The sequence below is a fragment of the Streptomyces sp. NPDC096176 genome (genome assembly GCF_044763255.1).
In the GTDB taxonomy this organism is placed as follows: Bacteria; Actinomycetota; Actinomycetes; order Streptomycetales; family Streptomycetaceae; genus Streptomyces.
On sequence record NZ_JBIWFV010000004.1, the window covers coordinates 1 to 20,671 of the forward strand.

Below are 20,671 nucleotides of genomic sequence, written 5' to 3' on the forward strand. Positions count from 1 at the left end.
TACTGCAGGGGGGACCCTGTGGGAGAGTAGGACGCCGCCGAACAATCATTGTGGGAAAGCCCCGCACCGTCATGGTGCGGGGCTTTTCTGCGTTTACCCGCCACCCCCTGTACGAGCCGGCGATACGTCCGCCCTGTACAGGAATGATGGCAGCGCCCGCTTTCAGAGGCGGCCGGCGGCTTTCAACGCCAGATATGCGTCGGCGAGGGCAGGCGCGAGTTTCTCGGGTGTCGCGTCGACAACGGTGACGCCGTGGCGCTTCAGCTGCTCTGCCGTGCGACGCCTCTGCGCCTGTGCTTGGGTCCCTGCCGCGGCGTCGTAGACGCCCTCGATGGAACCGCGCGCATTCGTCATCCGTTCGACGTGCGGATCGGCCACGGAGGCCACCAGGACGGTGTGGCGCTGGGTCAGCTGCGGGAGGACGGGCAGCAGGCTCTCCTCGATCGGAGCGGCGTCCAGGCTCGTCAGAAGCACGATCAGCGAGCGGCGGGGAGCGTTCTGCAGAGCGGCCGCGCTGAGTCCTCGTGCATCGGTCTCGACGAGTTCCGGCTCCAGCGGAGCGAAAGCGTTGACCAGGGCGGGAAGGATGTCGCCGGCGGAGCGGCCCAAGACCTGGGCCCGGATACGGCGGTCGTAGGCCAGCAGGCCGACCCGATCACCCGCGCGCGACGCCAGTGCACTGAGCAGGAGAGCGGAGTCCATGGCGGCGTCGAGCCGCGGCACGTCTCCCACACGACCGGCCGATGTGCGGCCCGTGTCCAGGACGACCAGGATGTGCCGGTCCCGCTCCGGGCGCCACGTGCGTACCGCGACGGTGGTCCGACGCGCCGTGGCACGCCAATCGATGGAGCGGGTGTCGTCCCCTGGGACGTAATCCCGGAGGCTGTCGAATTCGGTGCCCTGCCCGCGGATGAGAACGGTTGTACGGCCGTCGAGCTCACGCAGCCGCGCCAGGCGTGAAGGCAGGTGCTTTCGGCTGGTGAAAGGCGGCAGGACGCGGACCGTCCACGGGACGTCGTGATGTCCCTGCCTGGCCGCGAGTCCCAGCGGTCCGAAGGAACGGACGGTGATGCGTTCGGCGTGGCGGTCTCCCCGCCGCGTGGGGCGCAGCGCCGTGGTGACACGGCGGCGCTCGCCGGCCGGCACTGTCAGCTTGTGGCGCGACGCAGCCTGTTCCGACCCCGGTAGCCAACTGCTCGGCGGCCACGCATCGCGGAGTTGCGCCCGGAGCCTGCGCCTGGAGGGGTTGGTGACGGTCAGCTCTACCTTGGCGGCGTCACCGAGTCGAACGGTTGTGTCACCGCTTCGAGTGAAACGGAGCGTTCGCACTGGCGCGGCGAGGGCGTAGTCGCACAGGATTGCGAGTGAGAGAGGCGCGTTGACGGCGAGCATCCCCGTCCAGCTCGGGGCGAGGATGCCCACGGGGAGAGAGCCGAGAGCGGCCAGGAGCGCGGTTCGTCCGGTGAGGGCCATTGCAGCCTCAGCGGGGGACAGGGACGTGGGCGAGGATCGCGGTGATGACGGAGTCGGCTGTGACTCCTTCCATCTCCGCCTCGGGCCGGAGCTGAAGCCGGTGCCGAAGGGTGGGCAGGGCCAGGGCCTTCACATCATCGGGGATGACGTAGTCGCGTCCGGTGAGCCAGGCCCAAGCGCGCGCGGTGGACATCAGCGCCGTGGCGCCTCGAGGAGAGGCGCCGAGAGTGAGTGAGGGGGACTCGCGGGTGGCACGACAGATATCGACGACGTAGGCGGCGATCTCGGCCGAGACCGAGGTCTTGGCGACAGCGGCACGGGCCGCTGCCAGGTCGGCGGGGCCGGCGACGGGACGTACGCCCGCCGCCGCGAGATCCCGCGGGTTGAACCCGTCGGCGTGACGGGTCAGGACGTTGATCTCGTCGTCGCGGGACGGAAGGGGGACCGTCAGCTTGAGCAGGAAGCGGTCCAACTGCGCTTCCGGGAGCGGGTAGGTGCCTTCGTACTCGACGGGGTTCTGGGTCGCGGCGACGAGGAAGGGCTCGGGGAGCGGACGAGGCGTGCCGTCGACCGTGACCTGACGCTCCTCCATCGCCTCGAGCAGTGACGCCTGCGTCTTGGGAGGGGTGCGGTTGATCTCGTCAGCGAGCAGGAGGTTGGTGAACACCGGCCCGGGCTGGAAGGAGAATTCGGAGGTGTGCGTGTCGTAGACCAAGGACCCGGTGACATCGCTGGGCATCAGGTCGGGGGTGAACTGGACCCGCTTCGTCTCGAGTTCGAGCGAGGCCGCCAGAGCGCGGACGAGGAGAGTCTTCGCGACGCCGGGAACTCCCTCGAGGAGGACATGGCCGCGGCAGAGCAGGGCCACGACGAGACCGGTGACAGCGGGGTCCTGGCCGACCACCGCCTTGGAGATCTCGGAGCGCAGGGCCTCCAGGGAGGCTCGGGCGCGGTCCGAGTTCTCGGCTGTCTCGGGGGTCGGGGCGCTCATGAGGTGCGTACCTCTCTTTCGAGGGCGTCGAGTTGGTCTGCAAGTCGGACGAGTGCGCTGTCGTCGGCCGGAGGAGGGCCGAAGAGCAGCTCGCGGATGTCCCACTCTCCGTCGGAGATCTGGGCCGAGACCGCGGGAAGCAGAGCTTCGGGGGAGTGGGTGTCGGCTGAGGAGACACCGAGGAGCGGGGCGAGGCGGGTTCTGGTAGCGGCGCGCAGGGAGGCGGCGGCACGGTCGCGTGCGTTCACCTTGCGGTAGAGGCGGGCGCGTCCTTCGGTGGACTCGGATGCGCGGATGGCCACCGGGAGTCGCTCAGTGACCAGCGGCCCGAGCCGACGGGCGCGCCACACGGCGGCCAGGGCGGCCGCGACTGCGAGTTGCAGCGCGCCCCAAAGCCAGCCGCCGGGGATCAGATCGAAGAAGGCGTCCTCGTCCTCGCCCTCGCCGCGGTTGTCGCCGCCGGGCTCGCCGTCGCGTTCCCCATCGGGTTCGCCGTCGGCGGTTTCTGCGGCCGAGGGGTCGTCGAGTGACGGGATGTACCAGACGAGCTCGGGTCGGGACCCGAGGAGTTGCAGGGCGAGGGAGGCGTTGCCGTGCTGGTCGAGACGTTCGTTGTAGAAGATGTCCGGGGAGCCGAGGAGGACAGTGTCGCCGGTGCCGGGGCCGTCGAGCCTGAGCAGGGTGGGAAGTCCGTCGCTCGGGTAGCAACTGTCGGCGCCCGGAGCGTCGGTGGAGTAGCGCTCACCGCCGAGGTCGGCGCTGCCCGCTCTGCGGGCGGCGGGGTAGTCGCACTGCGGCTCCCTGGCGTCGATCTTGGAAGGGAAGTCCACGGTCACGCCGGGGACGAGGACGCCGAGGGAGTCCGGGCCGGGGGAGAGCAGGACCGTGCGTCCCTCGGACGACTCCGTCGTGGACCGAAGCCGCTGCTGCTGACCATTCGTCAGCATGTCGGGTTCCGTGACGAGAAGGGTCGTGTCGGGGCCCGCCGAAGCGGTGACCTCGTCGAGGGTCGTCACCACTCGGGTGGAGACTTCGCGGTCCTTGAGGAGCTCGGCGACGGCACGGCTGCCGTACGGGTCGGCGGAGCGCGGATCAAGTTGGCCGTGGTGGTCACCGGAACGCAGGGCGGCCATGGCGATGCCCGCCGCGATGAGGAGGGCGAGCGCCAGGAGAAGGCCACGGACGCGGTTCCACACGTGGCGCGTGGTGGGGGACATCGAGGTGGTGCTGGGCGCGGTCATTCTGCCGCTCCCCAGGCAGCGCTGGTCACCTGTGGTTTGGCGCGTTCCAGATTGAGGTCAAGGTCCCGCAAGCGCTCGTACGCCCGCCGGTCGGCGGTGCGACCGCCGTATGTGACGTCGTCGAAGGCGCGGGCTGCCGCGCGCAGCTCGTCGGCGTGGTCGGGGAGGGAGTGGCCCGCCTCGGCTGCCGCCTCGTCGGCGGTGCGGCCGGGCCGGGCGTCGAGGAGGGTCCGTTCCTCCAGCGACCGGACGATGGCGCGCATGCGTTCCTGTACGGCCTGGTTCCAGCGTTCGGCGGCTGCGTGTGCTTCTGCCGCCGTGCGGTGTGCGGAGGCGCTGCGCGGGCTGTCGTCGAACAGCGAGTCGGCGGCGCCTGGCGCGCGCTGGGGCTTTCCGAGCCGCCACCAGAGCGCGGCCGCCAGGGCGACGACCACCAGGATGATGGCGATGAGTCCGATCATGCCGCCCGGTCCACCTCCGGCTACGGTGCCGAAGAGGCTGTCGACCCATTCCCAGAAGCGGTTCAGCGCGCGCTGGAGCAGGTTCGGCTCGTTCTCGTGGTACATCGGCCTGGACAGTTCACGCTCCGCCGCCTCGCGGGCGGGAATGCGCGGAGTGTCCACCGGTACGTCGTCGCTGGTTCGGATCAGCAGTGCTGCCGTCACGCCCCCCGTGCCCAACACCGCATCAGCCCCCGGTGGCGTTGCTGCCGGGCGGCTCGGCCCCGTAGCCGGGGAGACCGGCTGCCCGTGCGAGTTCGAGGTCAAGGGCTTCACGGCGGATGCGCTGGTCCACGTAGAGGAGCACCGTCACGCCGGCGGAGATCGGGTAGGTGATCGAGGAGGCGATCACGGAGCCGATGCCCGTGATGATGAGGAACGCCCAGCCGAAGTCGGGGCTGTTACCGCTGAAGAGATCGCTGAGCGCGACCCCGTCGACGGCAAACGCGATGATCGTGAACGGAATGGCGATGATCATGTTCACGAGAAAGGCCAGCAGCACGGTCAGCAGCGTGATGCCGAAGATGCGCCACCAAGCGCCCTGGACCAGCTTGGCGGAGCGGCGCAGGGACGCGATGACGCCCTGACGTTCCAGTACGAGCGCGGGGGAGGCGAGGGCGAAGCGGATCACCAGCCAGATGATCAGGGTGAGGGCGGCGAGGCCTCCGAGCACGGACAGGAGGACACCCGCGCCGCCGATCAGCAGCCCGGGCAGTACGCCCACCGTCATGACCACGGTGCTGCCCAGGGGGAGGAGCAGGGTGAGACCCAGCAGGTGAGGCAGCCGGGGCCGGGCCTCGCGCCAGGCCTCGGCGAGAGTGACAGGGCGGCCCAGCACCGAGCGGCTGATCACCACGGTGAGCAGTGCGGTGGTGAGCAGTGTGCCGATCAGCATGATGAGCAGGGCCGGGCCAAGAGCCAGCAGGCTGGCCTGCAGAGAGTCGACCGACTGCTGCAGCGCCTCCTCGGGCGTCGCGTTCGGGTCGACGTCGGGAGGGGCGGGGAGCAGGTAGCGCTCCACGAGGATGCTGCAGATCTGCGAGACGACCGAGACCGTGATCGTCACGGCCAGGATCGGGCGCCAGTGCGCGCGCAGCGTCGAGACCGCGCCGTCCAGGATTTCCCCGACCCCCAGGGGGCGGAGCGGAATGACACCGGGCTTGGCCGCGGCCGGAGGCCGGCCCCAGCCGCCGTCCTGCCGGCCTCCGCCCCAGGAGGGAGGGGGCGGTCCGGGGAGCCGGCCGGGGCCGGTCGGCGCAGACCACTGCCCCGGGGGCGGCTGCTCCTTGGACCACTTCGAGGAGGGACCGCTTCCGTCGACGGGCGGGGCAGGGTGCGGCACACCGGAGTTCTGCCCTTCGGAGGGAGCCGATCCGGGCGATGCCCAGCCCGGAGTGTCGTTCACGGTCGTCCACCTCATGGATTGGTCGCGGGGCCGTCTCGTGGAGCCGGCACGTTCACGGCGGCCTTCCGCCTGTCGGGGCGGCCGGTTGGCAGCCATCGTGCCACGCGCAGGCCCTCGGTGGACCGGGGCCCGGGTCTCCTTCGTGCCTTCATTGTCGAAGCCTCAGCGGGCAGACTGGGCGGATGGCTGATCAGTACGCACAAAACCAGGCCGGTGCAGAGCCGCCCAAGCTTCCGGTGCTGCGCTGGGACGAGCCGCCCGAAGGGCCTGTACTGGTACTTCTCGATCAGACCCGACTGCCTGCCGAGGAGGTCGAGCTGGTCTGCACCGACGTTCCGGCCCTGGTGCGGGCGATCCGCACGCTTGCCGTGCGCGGGGCACCGGTCCTCGGCATCGCCGGCGCCTATGGTGTGGCGCTCGCCGCCGTGCGGGGCTTCGAGGTCGAGGAGGCCGTGGCGCTGCTGGAGACGGCGCGGCCCACCGCGGTGAACCTCGGGTACGGGGTGCGGCTGGCGGCCTCGGCTTACCAGACGGCCCTCGCGCAGGGCGGCGACACCGTGCAGGCGGCGGCCGCCGCGCTCACGGCGGCCAAGGAGCTGCACCGGACGGACGCTGAGGGCAGCAGTCGCATGGCGGTGCACGGGCTGGAGCTTCTGGAAGAGCTGCTGCCCGGGGGCGGTCATCGGATCCTGACGCACTGCAACACCGGGGCTCTGGTGTCAGGCGGCGAAGGAACGGCATTCGCCGTGGCTCTCTCCGCGCACCGGGCCGGCCGGCTGCGGAGGCTTTGGGTGGACGAGACGCGGCCGCTGCTGCAGGGCTCCCGGCTGACGGCGTACGAGGCGGCACGCAACGGGCTGCCCTATACGCTGCTCACCGACAACGCCGCAGGGTCGCTCTTCGCGGCCGGCGAGGTGGACGCCGTACTGATCGGGGCCGACCGGATTGCCGCCGACGGCTCGGTGGCCAACAAGGTCGGGAGCTACCCGCTGGCAGTCCTGGCCAAGTACCACCATGTGCCGTTCATCGTGGTCGCGCCGACGACGACCATGGACCTGGCCACCCCGGACGGGGCGGCGATCGAGGTGGAGCAGCGACCGGGGCATGAGGTGACGGAGGTAACATCCCCGCAGTCCGCAGCGGCCGGCGCCGGAAGCGGCGGGCTGTCCGTGGCCCCCCTGGGAACCCAGGCGTACAACCCCGCGTTCGATGTCACGCCGCCGGATCTGGTGACGGCGATCGTCACCGAGGAGGGTGTGTTGTCGCCGGTCACCGGGGGCGGAATAGCGGAGCTGTGTGCCAGGTCACGCCGGGTAACGATTAGCTAATGGGATGATGTCGAATATGAAGGGACGAGTCCTTGTCGTCGACGACGACACCGCACTTGCCGAGATGCTCGGCATTGTGCTGCGTGGTGAAGGTTTCGAGCCGTCGTTCGTAGCGGACGGTGACAAGGCGCTTGCCGCTTTCAGGGAGGCCAAGCCGGACCTGGTGCTGCTGGACCTCATGCTGCCCGGTCGGGACGGCATCGAGGTGTGCCGGCTCATCAGGGCCGAGTCGGGTGTTCCGATCGTGATGCTCACCGCCAAAAGCGACACTGTCGATGTCGTGGTGGGTCTCGAATCCGGGGCCGACGACTACATCGTCAAGCCGTTCAAGCCGAAGGAGCTGGTCGCCCGGATCCGGGCGCGGCTGCGGAGGTCGGAGGAGCCCGCGCCGGAGCAGCTGACAATCGGGGACCTGGTCATCGACGTCGCGGGTCACTCGGTGAAGCGGGACGGGCAGTCGATAGCTCTCACCCCGCTGGAGTTCGATCTGCTGGTCGCGCTCGCGCGCAAGCCCTGGCAGGTCTTCACCCGTGAGGTGCTGCTGGAGCAGGTGTGGGGTTATCGCCACGCCGCGGACACGCGGCTGGTCAATGTCCACGTGCAGCGGCTGCGCTCCAAGGTCGAGAAGGACCCGGAGCGGCCGGAGATCGTGGTGACCGTCCGTGGTGTCGGTTACAAGGCCGGGCCGAGCTGACATGACCGGTGGCAGCGTTGCTCCGAAGCCCGGCGAGCCGGGAGTCCGTACGGGGCCGGCTGCCGGACCGGGGCGGGGGCCCTCGCGATTCGGCCGTCTGCTCCATGGGGGCCGTTTGCTCCATGGCGGACGGCTGCTCCAGGACGGCGCCCCCGGCGGGCCCGTCCCGCGGCTCGTCATGCGCTGGGTCCGCCGTCCGTTGCTGCCCACGCTGAGGCTGTGGCGGCGGAACATCCAGCTCCGCGTGGTGGTGAGCACGCTGCTGATGTCGCTCGGCGTCGTGGTGCTGCTGGGCTTTGTCGTCATCGGGCAGGTGCGCAACGGTCTGCTCGACGCGAAGAGCAAGGCGGCGCAGAGCCAGGCAGCCGGCGGGTTCGCCGTGGCCCGCGAGAAGGCGAACGCACCGGTGGGACCAGGCGGCGGGCAGGACGACAACGCGGCCGACGGGAACGCCCGCACGTGGCGGTCCGACCTGGTCGTGCAGCTGTCCAGTGGCGGGCAGGGCGCGTTCGATGTGGTGGCGCTCAGCGCCGATGCGCAGGGAGCCGGTTCCAGTCGGGCGCCTCGGACGTCCGGCGGCGTGGACCCGGCGAGCATCCCGCAGGACCTGCGGGACGCCGTCGGGCAGGGCGCTGGGACGTTCGAGACGTACCTCAGCATCAAGTACACCGACGACGTGCTCGACCCGGAGCCCGGGCTCGTGGTGGGCACCCAGCTGAACGACATCGAGGGAAACCCGTACGAGCTGTACTACCTCTTCCCGCTGGCGCAGGAGGAGCAGTCGCTCAATCTGGTCAAAGGCACCCTCGCGACAGCCGGGCTGTTCGTGGTCGTGCTGCTCGGGGCGATCGCCTGGCTCGTGGTGCGACAGATCGTCACGCCCGTCCGCATGGCGGCGGGGATCGCGGAGAGGCTCGCGGCCGGCAGGCTCCAGGAACGGATGAAGGTCACCGGCGAGGACGACATCGCCCGTCTCGGCGAGGCCTTCAACAAGATGGCGCAGAACCTTCAGCTGAAGATCCAGCAGCTGGAGGAACTCTCCAGGATGCAGCGCCGTTTCGTCTCGGACGTCTCGCACGAGCTGCGCACACCACTGACGACGGTGCGGATGGCGGCCGATGTGATCCACGAGGCGCGCATCGACTTCGATCCGGTGACGGCTCGTTCCGCGGAGCTCCTCGGTGACCAGCTCGACCGCTTCGAGTCGCTCCTCTCCGACCTGCTCGAGATCAGCCGCTTCGACGCGGGGGCGGCGGCGCTCGAGGCCGAGCCGATAGACCTGCGCGAGGTCGTCCGGCGGGTCATCGGCGGTGCCGAGCCGCTGGCGGAGCGCAAGGGCAGCCGGATACGGGTGGTGGGCGACGAGCAGCCGGTCGTCGCCGAGGCCGACGCCCGCCGTGTCGAGCGCGTGCTGCGCAATCTCGTGGTCAACGCCGTCGAGCACGGTGACGGCAAGGACGTCGTGGTGCGCATGGCGGTGGCCGGCGGTGCCGTCGCGGTCGCGGTGAGGGACTACGGGGTGGGGCTGAAGCCGGGCGAGGCGACTCGGGTGTTCAGCCGGTTCTGGCGGGCTGATCCGGCGCGGGCGCGTACCACCGGTGGTACCGGCCTGGGCCTGTCCATCGCCGTCGAGGACGCGCGGCTGCACGGCGGTTGGCTGCAGGCCTGGGGCGAGCCGGGCGGCGGCTCGCAGTTCCGTCTGACGCTGCCGCGCACTGCCGACGAGCCGCTGCGGGGCTCTCCGATTCCCCTGGAGCCGGAGGACTCGCGGCAGAACACGGAGCGTGCCCGCTCGTCGGGAATACCTGAGGCGAACGGGCACCGCCTGACGTCCGTGCCCGTCCAGGCGGCGCCGGATCGGTCGCCGTTGCCGCCGCGCGCGGCACCCCCCGAGGTCGATCCCGCGGCGCTGCCGGGCAGCGGCTCCCGTGTTGTGGCACGGCCCGGTGGAGAGCGGGGCGACGACTCCGTGGCACAGGCTTCTTCGGACCGGAAGGACACGACTCGTGGGCGCTGAGACCCGTCGTTACGGGCGACTGGGGGCGCGGCGGGCCTCCGCGCTGCTCGGCTGCAGCGGTGTGCTGCTGGCCGGTTGCGCCTCGATGCCGGACAGCGGTGACGTCCACACGGTGAAGGCGTCCCAGCGGGCCGACTCACAGGTCCGGGTCTATGCGGTTCCGCCGAGGAAGGACGCGACCCCGGACGAGATCGTCACGGGCTTCCTGGAGGCGATGACCAGTGACGACACCAATTTCGACACGGCCCGCTCCTATCTGACGCCCGACGCGTCGAAGAAGTGGCGGCCGCAGGAGAGCACCACCGTGCTGGTGTCGGCTCCCGACCCGGGTACGCCGGTGCCCGGCCGCCGGGACAACCCGGGGATGAGCTATTCGCTGCTCGGTCAGCAGATCGCCACGGTCGACGCCCAGCACGCGTATCAGCCCGTCCCTCCCAGCGACTACCGCAGGACCATCCACCTGTCGCAGAAGGGCGGCCAGGACGGCAAGCAGTGGCGCATCGACAGCCTGCCGTCCGGGCTGCTGCTGGGCGCGTCCGACTTCGAGCGCAACTACCGCTCGGTCAACAAGTACTACTTCGCCTCCGGGCGCGACGTGATGGTCGCTGACCCCGTCTTCATACGACAGCGGCAGGATCCGGTGACCCGGATGGACCCGGTGACCCAGGCGGTCAAGGCGCTCCTGGAGGGTCCGACGAACTGGCTGAAGCCGGTTGTCGAGTCGAGATTCCCCAGTGGCACGGGGCTCAAGCTCGACGGCGCCAGGTCGCTGGCTTTCGACGACCGCAACGGCCTGAAGGTGCCGCTCGGCGAAAAGGCCTCGCATGTGGGCCGGCCGCAGTGCATGAAGATGGCGGCACAGATCCTGTTCACCATCAGGGACCTCACATCGGCCCGCCTCGAGCAGGTGGAGCTGCTCCGCGCGGATGGTGCGCAGCTGTGCGTGCTGAGCGCCGGGCAGGCGGAGGAGTACGCGCCGGACCATTCCACCGGCCGGCCCGACAACCAGTACTTCGTCGACAACAAGCAGCGGTTGGCGGTCCTCGAGGCCGACGACAACGCAACCGGTGAACCGCAGAACGTGGCGGGGCCGTTCGGCGACGGCCGGCTCGAGATGAGCTCGGTCGGTGTCGCCAGGGACGAGCACAAGGCAGCGGCGGTGTCGGACGACGCCGGCGGGCTGTACGTCTCGTCGATCGTCTCCAACAGCGAGCTGGGCGACCCCGTGATCACGAGTTCGGGCAAGGGGCGTGACAACCGCCTGTCCGCGCCGAGCTGGGACGGCCGCGGCGATGTGTGGGTGGCCGACCGTGATCCGAGCCGGCCGGCGTTGAAGCGTTTGGCGAACGGCGCGGAAGCACCGGAGGAAGTCAAGATCGTCCCCGGGCTGGACGGGGCGCGGATCGAGGCGGTGAAGGTGTCGGCCGACGGCGCGCGGATCGCGCTGCTGCTGACGAAGGACGGCAGTACGACCCTGAAGATCGGACGGGTGGAACGGCAGGGCGGCGGTGACGACGCTGTGGTGACCGTCACCGAACTGCGGCCCGCCGCACCGCAGCTGGAGACGGTGACGGCCGTTTCGTGGGCCGGGCCCAGCCGGCTGGTGGTCGTCGGCAAGGAGGCGGGTGGGGTGCAGCAGGTGCGCTACATCCAGACCGACGGCTCGACCGTCCCCAACGGGATCCTGCCCGGCCTCAACCAGGTGAAGTCCGTAGCCGCGTCGGACGACGAGAGCCGGCCGCTGGTTGCGTATTCGGCGGAGGACGGCATCGTGCGTCTTCCGGTCGGCGCCAACTGGCAGACGCTGGTCAAGAAGGGTTCCTCGCCGGTCTATCCGGGGTAGGCGGCACGGCTCCAGCTCCCCGGCCGCCAAGCCGCCGGGCCGCCGACCGCCGTTTTCCACAGGGGTGGCGGGATGCGTGCCATGTCGGCACAGTGAAGGCCATGCGGGGGTGGTGGCGGGAGATCTCCGGGCTGGTCCTTCCGGCCTTCTGCAATGGCTGCGGCGTGCCGCGTACGCAGCTGTGCGTGGAGTGCGCCGATGCGCTGCACGGGGCTGCAGCACGCCGGGCCAGGCCGGTGCCGGAACCTGCGGGGCTGCCCGTGGTGCATGCCGCCGCCGTCTACGCGGACTCCGTCCGCGCGGTGCTTCTGGCGCACAAGGAGCGGGGCGCCATGGGGCTGGCCGGTCCCCTCGGTGCGGCGTTGGCCGGAGCGGTTCGCGCGGCTGTGGCGGACGTACCGGGTTCGGATGGGCCGTTGCTGCTGGTGCCCGTGCCGTCGGCCCGCAATGTCGTCAGGGCACGCGGCCATGACGCGGCACGGCGTATCGCCCGGGCGGCGGCGGGTGACCTGAGGCGTACGGGAAGAGCGGCCGGGGTGCTGCCGGTGCTGCGGCAGCGGCGCTGGGTCGCCGATCAGGCGGGTCTCACGGGCCGCCAGAGGCTCGAGAACCTCTCAGGGGCACTGGAAGTACGACCCGGCGGGCGACGCCTTCTGGCGGACGGCAGGGCGGTGATCGTGGACGATGTCATGACGACCGGTGCTTCTTTGGCCGAGGCTGCGCGGGCACTGAGTGCCGCGGCGGACCTGGATTCCGCCTGGTTCGATCAGCCGATTGCAGCCGTTGTTGCAGTTTCGCCGCTGTCCTTCGAATTAAACCGGAACTGACCGGGAACTTGCATCGTTGCAGGTAGTGAGGGGGCAAAAACGCCTGATCGGAGGTACCTCCGGGTAGCGGGTGCCGACACCCGTCCGAGAGAGCTATGTTCGGTGTGAGGAATGGCGAACGGGCTCCCTCACCGAATGTGCTGCCGGTTTTCCCGGCCGGGAACGAGCGGCGGCGTCACTCTCGAAAAGTCGGGTGAGTGGAGATGTTGTCGGCTGGGGAGGAGGAGTGAAAGTCGCCAAGTCCGAGGCTTCGGAGACCACCGGAGCCTGGTGCAAGTGGGAGGAGCTCCGCAGCCGCTGAGCGGGCGGAGCAAATCCGGGAACGGAGTTCTGCGTGGACATCGTCGTCAAGGGCCGCAAAACCGAGGTGCCCGAGCGGTTCCGCAAGCACGTGGCCGAGAAGCTGAAGCTGGACAAGATCCAGAAGCTCGACGGCAAGGTGATCAGCCTCGACGTCGAGGTGTCCAAGGAGCACAACCCGCGGCAGGCCGACCGTTCCGACCGCGTGGAGATCACACTCCGCTCGCGCGGCCCTGTGATCCGGGCGGAGGCCGCTGCCGGCGACCCGTACGCAGCGCTGGACCTCGCAACCGGCAAGCTGGAGGCACGACTTCGCAAGCAGCACGAGAAGCGCCACAACCGACGTGGCAACGGCCGTCTGTCCGCGGCCGAGGTGGCCGATGTCGTCCCGGGCGTCGCAGAGTTGAGCGCCGGCAACGGTCGGCCCATCGCCGAGCAGGTGGCGGAGGCCATTCCCACCACCAAGATCGGCTCGATCGAAGTGCAGGGCGAAGGGCCGCTGGTGGTCCGCGAGAAGCTGCACACGGCAGCACCGATGACGCTCGACCAGGCGCTCTACGAGATGGAGCTGGTCGGGCATGACTTCTATCTCTTCGTCGACTCCGAGACGAAGCAGCCCAGTGTCGTCTATCGGCGACACGCCTATGACTACGGTGTCATCCACCTGGAGACCGACCCGCTGGCCGGGTCGGAGGCGGGCGGTGCCGGAGGAGCGCTCGGCGGCTGACGCCGAAGAACCCGTAGCCCCGCCGGCGAAGAATTGGGTGCCCCTGGAGTGCGCTGTGCGCCCCCAGGGGCACCCTCGTGCAACCACAGGATCACCGTTCTGGCGTCCGGGCATGAAAGCATGACGTTGCAAGCCAACCGGTGCGCCGCGTACTGAGGTTGGCGAACCACACATGATCTTCGGGCCACGGCCTTCAGGGGGAGGAACGATGGCGGACGGTTTCGGTCCGGTGCACGGCGATGCGGACCACCCCGGTGAGACACACAGGGACACCGAAGCGCACAGCGACGAGGAGACGGCCGGCTCCGGCAGGGAGCCGATCCGGGTCCTCGTGGTCGACGACCACGCCCTGTTCCGGAGAGGACTCGAGATCGTCCTCGCGCACGAGGAGGGCATCGAGGTCGTCGGCGAGGCGGGCGACGGGGCGGAGGCCGTGGACAAGGCGGCGGATCTGCTGCCGGACATCGTGCTGATGGATGTACGGATGCCGAAGCGCGGCGGCATCGAGGCGTGCACCTCGATCAAGGAGGTGGCGCCGAGCGCGAAGATCATCATGCTGACGATCAGCGACGAGGAAGCCGACCTCTACGAGGCGATCAAGGCCGGTGCCACGGGTTACCTCCTCAAGGAGATCTCCACGGACGAGGTGGCGACAGCCATCCGTGCGGTGGCTGACGGGCAGTCGCAGATCAGCCCCTCCATGGCGTCCAAGCTGCTCACCGAGTTCAAGTCGATGATCCAGCGCACGGACGAGCGCAGGCTGGTGCCGGCCCCGCGGCTGACCGACCGGGAGCTGGAAGTGCTCAAGCTCGTGGCCACGGGAATGAACAACCGGGATATCGCCAAGGAGTTGTTCATCTCGGAGAACACAGTCAAGAACCATGTGCGCAACATCCTGGAGAAGCTGCAGCTGCACTCCCGGATGGAGGCGGTCGTCTACGCCATGCGGGAGAAGATCCTGGAGATCCGCTAGCCGTCGGCCGCCGGATCGTTCCTGAGATCCGCCGACCGAGCGGTCGACACTCAAGCCGCCGCGCTCAGCCCAGGGCCTTGATCAGGTCCGCGGTCAGCTCGGGGCGGTCGACCCGATCGATGCGGACGGTGTCGCAGCCCACCCACTCCGCGGCCTCCCGAAGCGCCTGCGCCATCGGCGCCACGGCCTTCGGTGTCTCCAAGGAGACCTGGCGGGCCACGAGGGTTCTGCCCTCGCGCGCCGGGTCGACGCGGCCCACCAGCTTCCCGGCCGCCAGCAGAGGCATCGCGAAGTACCCGTGGACCCGCTTCGGCTTGGGGACGTACGCCTCGAGCCGGTGGGTGAAGCCGAAGATCCGTTCGGTGCGCGCCCGTTCCCAGATGAGGGAGTCGAACGGTGAGAGCAGGGTCGTCCGATGCCGGCCGCGCGGTGGCGAGGCGAGAGCCTCCGGGTCCGCCCAGGCCGGCTTCGCCCAGCCCTCGACGGAGACCGGCACCAGCCCGGAGTCCGCGACCACCGCGTCGAACTGCTCGCCCTTGAGGCGGTGGTAGTCGGCGATGTCCGCGCGCGTGCCCACGCCGAGCGACTGTCCGGCGAGGCGGACGAGTCGCCGCAGACACTCGGTGTCGTCCAGAGCGTCGTGCAGAAGGGCATCCGGAATGGCGCGCTCCGCAAGGTCGTAGACCCGCTTCCAGCTGCGCCGCTCGGTGCACACCACTTCGCCGTACATCAGCGCGCGCTCCACGGCGACCTTGGAAGCCGACCAGTCCCACCACTCGCCACCGTTGTTGGCGCCGCCCAGGCCGGTGGCGGTCAGCGGTCCCTCGTCGTGCAGACGCTTGATCACCGCGTCGTAGGCGCCGTCCGGCAGGTCGTGGTACCACTGCGGGCGGGCGCGGTATGCGCGGCGGCGGAAGGCGAAGTGCGGCCATTCCTCGACGGGCAGGACGCACGCCGCGTGCGACCAGTACTCGAAGCTGTGCCCGTCCGTCCAATAGGCGTCCTCGACCGCCTTGCGGCCGACGGCGCCCAGCCTGGCGTACGGAATCAGCTCATGAGAACGCGCCAGCACCGAGATCGTGTCCAGCTGTACCGCGCCGAGGTGGCGCAGCACCCCCCGCACCCCGCCGCGGCGGTCCGGCGCGCCCAGGAACCCCTGGGCGCGCAGCGCGATACGGCGGGCCTCGTCGGCGGAGAGTTCGAGCGTGGGTGGCGGCATCGTCATGTCCCGCACGATAGAGGCCGCCACTGACAGCCGGACCGGGGCCGGGGTCAGGAGCGGCTGGGCAGATACGGATGGTTGCTCTTCAGGCCCAGGTCGGAAGGGAGCAGCCCGCCGACCCACACGTCCCGCAGGGTGTCCTTGTTGAGCAGTGCCGCGCGCAGCTCCCCCTCCATACGGAAGCCGACCTTTTCGACGACCGCGCGCGAGGCTGTGTTGCCCACCTCGGCCCGCCATTCCATCCGGGTCGCGCCGAGCCTCATGAACGCCCAGTGCGACACGGCGGTCACGCTCTCCACCATCACGCCGCGGCCCCGGTGCTCCTTGCCCGTCCAGAAGCCGATCTCCCACGTTCCGGAAAAGGTGCGCATGGTCACGGCGACCGAAGCCATCAGAGGTCCGCCCTCGCGCGGCAGGACGGCGAATGTGCACATGGTGCCGTTGCGCCAGCCGTCCGGGACCATGTGCTCGGTGAACTCGGACGCGTGCTGATGCTCGTAGGGGGAGGGAACCGTCGTCCACCGCTGGATGTCGGGATCCTGGCAGGCCTGATGCACGGCCTTCGTGTCCTCAGGGGTGAAGGTCCGCAGCAGCAGGCGTTCGGTGGTGAGTGTGATCGGCTCCATGTCGGGATTCTGGTCAGACCGGCGAGCCGATGCGAGCACTTTTGCCGGTCTCCCGGCACCTTCGGCGCTTCCCGCGCGTTCACCTGATGGCGGACAGCAGGCCTCAGTGGTGATGGACCTCCCGACGCGGCGGGGTCCTCGCTTACGATGGCCGATGCGGTAGGGCCCACCTGCCGTGCCCGCGCCAGTGTCCATCACAGACCCAGTGCCAGGCCCGACCGGCAAGGAGACCAACCTCAGTGTCCGTCTTCAACAAGCTCATGCGTGCAGGCGAAGGCAAGATCCTGCGCAAACTGCACCGCATCGCGGACCAGGTCAACTCCATCGAAGAGGACTTCGTCAACCTCTCCGACGCCGAGTTGCGCTCCCTCACCGATGAGTACAAGCAGCGCTACGAAGACGGTGAGAGCCTGGACGACCTCATGCCCGAGGCGTTCGCGACCGTCCGTGAGGCCGCCAAGCGAGTGCTCGGCCAGCGCCACTACGACGTTCAGATGATGGGCGGCGCCGCGCTGCACCTGGGTTATGTCGCCGAGATGAAGACCGGTGAGGGCAAGACCCTCGTCGGCACGCTCCCCGCCTATCTGAACGCCCTGTCCGGCAAGGGCGTCCACATCATCACGGTCAACGACTATCTCGCCGAGCGCGACTCCGAGATGATGGGCCGGGTCCACAAGTTCCTGGGCCTGTCCGTCGGCTGCATCCTCGCCAACATGTCGCCCTCCCAGCGCCGCGAGATGTACAACTGCGACATCACGTACGGCACGAACAACGAGTTCGGCTTCGACTACCTGCGCGACAACATGGCGTGGTCCAAGGACGAGCTCGTCCAGCGCGGCCACAACTACGCCTGTGTCGACGAGGTCGACTCCATCCTCGTCGACGAGGCGCGTACGCCGCTGATCATCTCCGGCCCCGCCGACCAGGCCACGAAGTGGTACGGCGACTTCGCCAAACTGGTCACCCGCCTGACCAGGGGCGAGGCGGGCAACCAGCTCAAGGGCATCGAGGAGACCGGCGACTACGAGGTCGACGAAAAGAAGCGCACCGTCGCCATCCACGAGGCCGGTGTCGCCAAGGTCGAGGACTGGCTCGGCATCGACAACCTCTACGAGTCGGTGAACACCCCGCTCGTCGGCTACCTGAACAACGCCATCAAGGCCAAGGAACTGTTCAAGAAGGACAAGGACTACGTCGTCATCGACGGCGAAGTCATGATCGTCGACGAGCACACGGGCCGTATCCTCGCCGGCCGCCGCTACAACGAGGGCATGCACCAGGCGATCGAGGCGAAGGAAGGGGTGGACATCAAGGACGAGAACCAGACCCTTGCCACGATCACCCTGCAGAACTTCTTCCGCCTCTACGACAAGCTCTCCGGCATGACCGGTACGGCCATGACCGAGGCCGCGGAGTTCCACCAGATCTACAAGCTCGGCGTCGTCCCGATCCCGACGAACAGGCCGATGGTCCGGCTGGACCAGTCCGACCTGATCTACCGCACCGAGGTCGCCAAGTTCGCCGCCGTCGTCGACGACATCGCCGAGAAGCACGAGAAGGGCCAGCCGATCCTGGTCGGCACCACCTCGGTCGAGAAGTCCGAGTACCTCTCGCAGCAGCTCAGCAAGCGCGGTGTGCAGCACGAGGTGCTCAACGCCAAGCAGCACGATCGTGAGGCGACGATCGTCGCCCAGGCCGGCCGCAAGGGCGCCGTCACCGTCGCCACGAACATGGCCGGCCGCGGTACGGACATCAAGCTCGGCGGCAACCCGGACGACCTCGCCGAGGCGGAGCTCCGCCAAGCGGGCCTGGACCCGGTCGAGCACGTCGAGGAGTGGGCCGCGGCCCTGCCGGCGGCGCTCGAGCGTGCGGAGGCGGCCGTCAAGGCCGAGCACGACGAGGTCAAGGAGCTCGGCGGCCTCTACGTGCTGGGCACGGAGCGCCACGAGTCGCGGCGCATCGACAACCAGCTGCGCGGCCGTTCCGGCCGACAGGGCGACCCCGGTGAGTCGCGCTTCTATCTCTCGCTCGGTGACGACCTGATGCGCCTGTTCAAGGCGCAGATGGTCGAGCGCGTGATGTCGATGGCGAACGTGCCGGACGACGTCCCGATCGAGAACAAGATGGTGACGCGCGCGATCGCCTCCGCGCAGTCCCAGGTCGAGCAGCAGAACTTCGAGACCCGTAAGAACGTCCTCAAGTACGACGAGGTGCTCAACCGGCAGCGCGAGGTCATCTACGGCGAGCGCCGCCGCGTCCTGGAGGGCGAGGACCTGCACGAGCAGGTGCGTCACTTCATGGACGACACCATCGACGCCTACATCCAGGCCGAGACCGTCGAGGGCTTCGCCGAGGAGTGGGACCTGGACCGGCTGTGGGGCGCGTTCAAGCAGCTCTACCCGGTGAAGGCGACCATCGAGGAGCTCGAGGAGGCGGTCGGCGACCGCGCCGGGATCACCGCCGAGTTCATCGGTGAGGCGATCAAGGAAGACATCCACGAGCAGTACGACGAGCGTGAGAAGCAGCTCGGCTCGGACATCATGCGTGAACTCGAGCGGCGCGTGGTGCTGTCCGTCCTGGACCGCAAGTGGCGTGAGCACCTCTACGAGATGGACTACCTCCAGGAGGGCATCGGCCTGCGCGCGATGGCCCAGAAGGACCCTCTGGTCGAGTACCAGCGCGAGGGCTTCGACATGTTCACCGCGATGATGGAGGGCATCAAGGAGGAGTCCGTCGGCTACCTGTTCAACCTGGAGGTCCAGGTCGAGCAGCAGGTCGAGGAGGTCCCCGTGCAGGACGCGGCCGCGAAGACCTCGCTGGCCAAGGAGGACGCGGTGCCGGCGGGCGCGGGCCGTCCCGAGATCCGTGCGAAGGGCCTCGAGGCGCCGCAGCGTCCCGACCGGCTGCACTTCTCCGCGCCGACGGTGGACGGCGAGGGTGGTGTCGTCGAGGGCGACTTCGAGACCGACGGCGGTCAGTCGCGGTCGGACACGGACGGACTGACGCGGGCGGAGCGCCGCAAGGCGGCGAAGAGCGGCGGACGCCGCCGCAAGAAGTAACGGGTACGTCGTACTCGGGACCGGGGCCGGACACCGTTGGTGTCCGGCCCCGGCCGTGTATCCCGGCCGGCCTTCCCCGGCTCCGGGTGCGCCCCGGAGCCGCGCGCCCAGCCCCTGGGGGCGGTCGTGTGGCACTGCGCCCCGGGGGCCGCCCGGCGCCGGGGGCCGAGGGCCGCGGGTGCGGAGGCCTCTGCGGCGTGTCCTCCCGGTCAGGGGGCCGCGGTGGTCGAGCTGACTGAGCGCCCGGCCCGGCGCGCCCGTATGACCTCGGCCCGTGAATCGGGTGCTGTGTGCCGGGAGCGCGCGCCTCGGGGGCTTCCGCAGACCGTTCACCCCACGGCCTTCAGCGCGCGCTCCGGCCCTCGGCCCGCCCGACGCCCGCGGCCCCGCGTGGCCCCCGCCCGACGCTCCGCCCTGGGGTCCGCCAGGGAGCCGTCCTGGGGCCCATGGGATCGGGACCGGGCTGGCCTTCCCCGTATGTCCGGGTCCGGCCGCCGAAGGGGCCGCAGAGGCCGGGCGTGGAAGGGGCGCTACGGGCCAGGTCCGCCGTCCCCTTGCCGGGAGCGCACGCCGGGTGCGCCCCCGGGGACCGCACGCCCCATGGCTCCATGGCCCGGCCCAGCCCGCGGACGAGGCCGCCCCACGGTTTCCAGCGCCCCCGGGCCCCGGCCCTGGGCCTCCCGTGCGCCCCACAGCCCCGGCCCCGGGGTCGTCCCGGGCACGCCCTCGCCCCGGCCCGGGGGCGACGCGCGCCCCGGTTCCGGGCATGCCCGTCGGGCGAGCCCCTTCGGTAGGGGCGGCCTGCTCCTGGGCCCTCCCCACGCGCCGCCCAGGGGCCCGCCATGCGGTCTCGGCGGGGCCAGGGGCCCAAGGCCGGCTTTCGGGTGCCGGGTGCCCGGCAGCGGCCGTAGGGGGCCGGGTGCCCGGCAGCCCCGGAGCGGGCGTCATCGGTCTGCGGCGACTTCGATCGCCGCGCAGCGCCAGCGGCGGTCGGCGCCCTGTTCGAGGCGGAAGGCCATCGCGCTGACCCGGTCGCCGGAGCCGATACGGGCGAAGGCCTCGATGACGCCGGGGCCCGGGTGGAATTCGCCGCAGTGGCGGACCACCGGCATCACCCGCTCCTGGGGTCGTAGCGGTGCTCCCGGGGCGAGGCGTACGAGTTGTTCGTAAGCCTCGCCGATCGTGTGTCCGAGTATCCAGTGGACGGGTCGCTGGCCGCTGAGCACCGCCAGCAGGCGGTCGGCGAACCAGTAGTGGGGCAGATGCTGCCGCCGCGCGCGTGCCATTGCCGCTGCAGCCGCAGCGGCGGCCGGCCGTCGCTGGTCGCGTCGGCCTGCGGGCCGGGTCCTGTCCATGGAGATCGCCCCCGAGGTGCCGTCCCGGTCGTGTACCGGGAGGTGGCTTTGGTCGGTGATCTTCTATGGCGTCGGGAGACGCGCCGCAAC

Annotated in this window: 16 protein-coding genes; 8 read left to right on the top strand and 8 right to left on the bottom strand. The window is 70.0% G+C overall.

Annotated elements, in window-relative coordinates:
* Nucleotides 1–162: 162 nt before the first annotated feature.
* The 5 genes from ACIQ7Q_RS11835 to ACIQ7Q_RS11855 are packed head-to-tail and all read right to left on the bottom strand — an operon-like array spanning nt 163 to nt 5,610.
* The gene (locus ACIQ7Q_RS11835) at nt 163–1,473 is read right to left on the bottom strand and encodes a DUF58 domain-containing protein (RefSeq protein WP_403859200.1); all 1,311 of its coding nucleotides are present in this window, start codon (nt 1,471–1,473) and stop codon (nt 163–165) included.
* Between the two features lie 7 nt (nt 1,474–1,480).
* Nucleotides 1,481–2,464, bottom strand: coding sequence for an AAA family ATPase (locus ACIQ7Q_RS11840; RefSeq protein WP_403859202.1), 984 nt, complete (start codon nt 2,462–2,464; stop codon nt 1,481–1,483).
* A complete protein-coding gene (locus tag ACIQ7Q_RS11845) occupies nt 2,461–3,705 on the bottom strand; it encodes a DUF4350 domain-containing protein (protein ID WP_403859204.1) in 1,245 nt (414 codons plus the stop codon). Before ACIQ7Q_RS11845 ends, ACIQ7Q_RS11840 begins: the two co-directional genes overlap by 4 nt.
* Complete coding sequence (locus ACIQ7Q_RS11850) at nt 3,702–4,388, bottom strand: DUF4129 domain-containing protein (RefSeq protein ID WP_403859206.1); 687 nt, start codon at nt 4,386–4,388, stop codon at nt 3,702–3,704. Before ACIQ7Q_RS11850 ends, ACIQ7Q_RS11845 begins: the two co-directional genes overlap by 4 nt.
* A 4-nt stretch (nt 4,389–4,392) precedes the next feature.
* Entirely contained in the window at nt 4,393–5,610 is a 1,218-nt protein-coding gene (locus tag ACIQ7Q_RS11855; protein WP_403859208.1) for a glycerophosphoryl diester phosphodiesterase membrane domain-containing protein, read from the bottom strand.
* Between the two features lie 182 nt (nt 5,611–5,792).
* On the opposite strand from ACIQ7Q_RS11855, the gene mtnA reads away from it, so the two are divergent.
* The 7 genes from mtnA to ACIQ7Q_RS11890 all read left to right on the top strand — a co-directional run bounded on the left by mtnA (nt 5,793) and on the right by ACIQ7Q_RS11890 (nt 14,319).
* A complete protein-coding gene (gene mtnA / locus ACIQ7Q_RS11860) occupies nt 5,793–6,938 on the top strand; it encodes an S-methyl-5-thioribose-1-phosphate isomerase (protein WP_403859210.1) in 1,146 nt (381 codons plus the stop codon).
* Between the two features lie 4 nt (nt 6,939–6,942).
* Nucleotides 6,943–7,632: a two-component system response regulator MtrA gene (mtrA, locus tag ACIQ7Q_RS11865; protein ID WP_219852863.1), complete on the top strand. Its 690-nt coding sequence runs from the start codon at nt 6,943–6,945 to the stop codon at nt 7,630–7,632.
* Nucleotide 7,633: 1 nt separating this feature from the next.
* Nucleotides 7,634–9,649, top strand: coding sequence for an MtrAB system histidine kinase MtrB (mtrB, locus tag ACIQ7Q_RS11870; protein ID WP_403859212.1), 2,016 nt, complete (start codon nt 7,634–7,636; stop codon nt 9,647–9,649).
* Nucleotides 9,639–11,492 (top strand): LpqB family beta-propeller domain-containing protein, encoded by a 1,854-nt coding sequence (locus ACIQ7Q_RS11875; protein WP_403859214.1) that lies wholly within the window; start codon nt 9,639–9,641, stop codon nt 11,490–11,492. Before mtrB ends, ACIQ7Q_RS11875 begins: the two co-directional genes overlap by 11 nt.
* A gap of 101 nt (nt 11,493–11,593) precedes the next feature.
* Nucleotides 11,594–12,319, top strand: coding sequence for a ComF family protein (locus ACIQ7Q_RS11880; RefSeq protein WP_403859216.1), 726 nt, complete (start codon nt 11,594–11,596; stop codon nt 12,317–12,319).
* Between the two features lie 334 nt (nt 12,320–12,653).
* Nucleotides 12,654–13,346, top strand: a complete 693-nt coding sequence (gene hpf / locus ACIQ7Q_RS11885; RefSeq protein ID WP_403859218.1) for a ribosome hibernation-promoting factor, HPF/YfiA family — start codon at nt 12,654–12,656, stop codon at nt 13,344–13,346.
* 208 nt (nt 13,347–13,554) lie between these two features.
* Complete coding sequence (locus tag ACIQ7Q_RS11890; protein WP_403859220.1) at nt 13,555–14,319, top strand: response regulator; 765 nt, start codon at nt 13,555–13,557, stop codon at nt 14,317–14,319.
* A gap of 64 nt (nt 14,320–14,383) precedes the next feature.
* Here ACIQ7Q_RS11890 and ACIQ7Q_RS11895 read toward each other — a convergent pair whose 3' ends face one another.
* The gene (locus tag ACIQ7Q_RS11895) at nt 14,384–15,538 is read right to left on the bottom strand and encodes a winged helix-turn-helix domain-containing protein (RefSeq protein ID WP_403860502.1); all 1,155 of its coding nucleotides are present in this window, start codon (nt 15,536–15,538) and stop codon (nt 14,384–14,386) included.
* A gap of 53 nt (nt 15,539–15,591) precedes the next feature.
* Nucleotides 15,592–16,167: a GNAT family N-acetyltransferase gene (locus ACIQ7Q_RS11900; RefSeq protein WP_403859221.1), complete on the bottom strand. Its 576-nt coding sequence runs from the start codon at nt 16,165–16,167 to the stop codon at nt 15,592–15,594.
* A 239-nt stretch (nt 16,168–16,406) separates the two neighbouring features.
* On the opposite strand from ACIQ7Q_RS11900, the gene secA reads away from it, so the two are divergent.
* Nucleotides 16,407–19,226: a preprotein translocase subunit SecA gene (gene secA, locus ACIQ7Q_RS11905; protein WP_403859223.1), complete on the top strand. Its 2,820-nt coding sequence runs from the start codon at nt 16,407–16,409 to the stop codon at nt 19,224–19,226.
* 944 nt (nt 19,227–20,170) lie between these two features.
* Here secA and ACIQ7Q_RS11910 read toward each other — a convergent pair.
* On the bottom strand, nt 20,171–20,581 hold the full coding sequence (locus ACIQ7Q_RS11910; RefSeq protein WP_403859225.1) for an Rv3235 family protein: 411 nt from the start codon (nt 20,579–20,581) through the stop codon (nt 20,171–20,173).
* Nucleotides 20,582–20,671 lie beyond the last annotated feature (90 nt).

Bases quoted from the DNA above. Each gene is read 5' to 3' on its own strand.
- mtrA (WP_219852863.1), top strand. From the start codon at position 6,943: ATGATGTCGAATATGAAGGGACGAGTCCTTGTCGTCGACGACGACACC.
- ACIQ7Q_RS11880 (WP_403859216.1), top strand. From the start codon at position 11,594: ATGCGGGGGTGGTGGCGGGAGATCTCCGGGCTGGTCCTTCCGGCCTTC.
- ACIQ7Q_RS11845 (WP_403859204.1), bottom strand. From the start codon at position 3,705: ATGACCGCGCCCAGCACCACCTCGATGTCCCCCACCACGCGCCACGTG.
- ACIQ7Q_RS11900 (WP_403859221.1), bottom strand. From the start codon at position 16,167: ATGGAGCCGATCACACTCACCACCGAACGCCTGCTGCTGCGGACCTTC.
- ACIQ7Q_RS11835 (WP_403859200.1), bottom strand. From the start codon at position 1,473: ATGGCCCTCACCGGACGAACCGCGCTCCTGGCCGCTCTCGGCTCTCTC.
- ACIQ7Q_RS11910 (WP_403859225.1), bottom strand. From the start codon at position 20,581: ATGGACAGGACCCGGCCCGCAGGCCGACGCGACCAGCGACGGCCGGCC.
- ACIQ7Q_RS11890 (WP_403859220.1), top strand. From the start codon at position 13,555: ATGGCGGACGGTTTCGGTCCGGTGCACGGCGATGCGGACCACCCCGGT.
- ACIQ7Q_RS11895 (WP_403860502.1), bottom strand. From the start codon at position 15,538: ATGCCGCCACCCACGCTCGAACTCTCCGCCGACGAGGCCCGCCGTATC.
- mtnA (WP_403859210.1), top strand. From the start codon at position 5,793: ATGGCTGATCAGTACGCACAAAACCAGGCCGGTGCAGAGCCGCCCAAG.
- mtrB (WP_403859212.1), top strand. From the start codon at position 7,634: ATGACCGGTGGCAGCGTTGCTCCGAAGCCCGGCGAGCCGGGAGTCCGT.
- ACIQ7Q_RS11840 (WP_403859202.1), bottom strand. From the start codon at position 2,464: ATGAGCGCCCCGACCCCCGAGACAGCCGAGAACTCGGACCGCGCCCGA.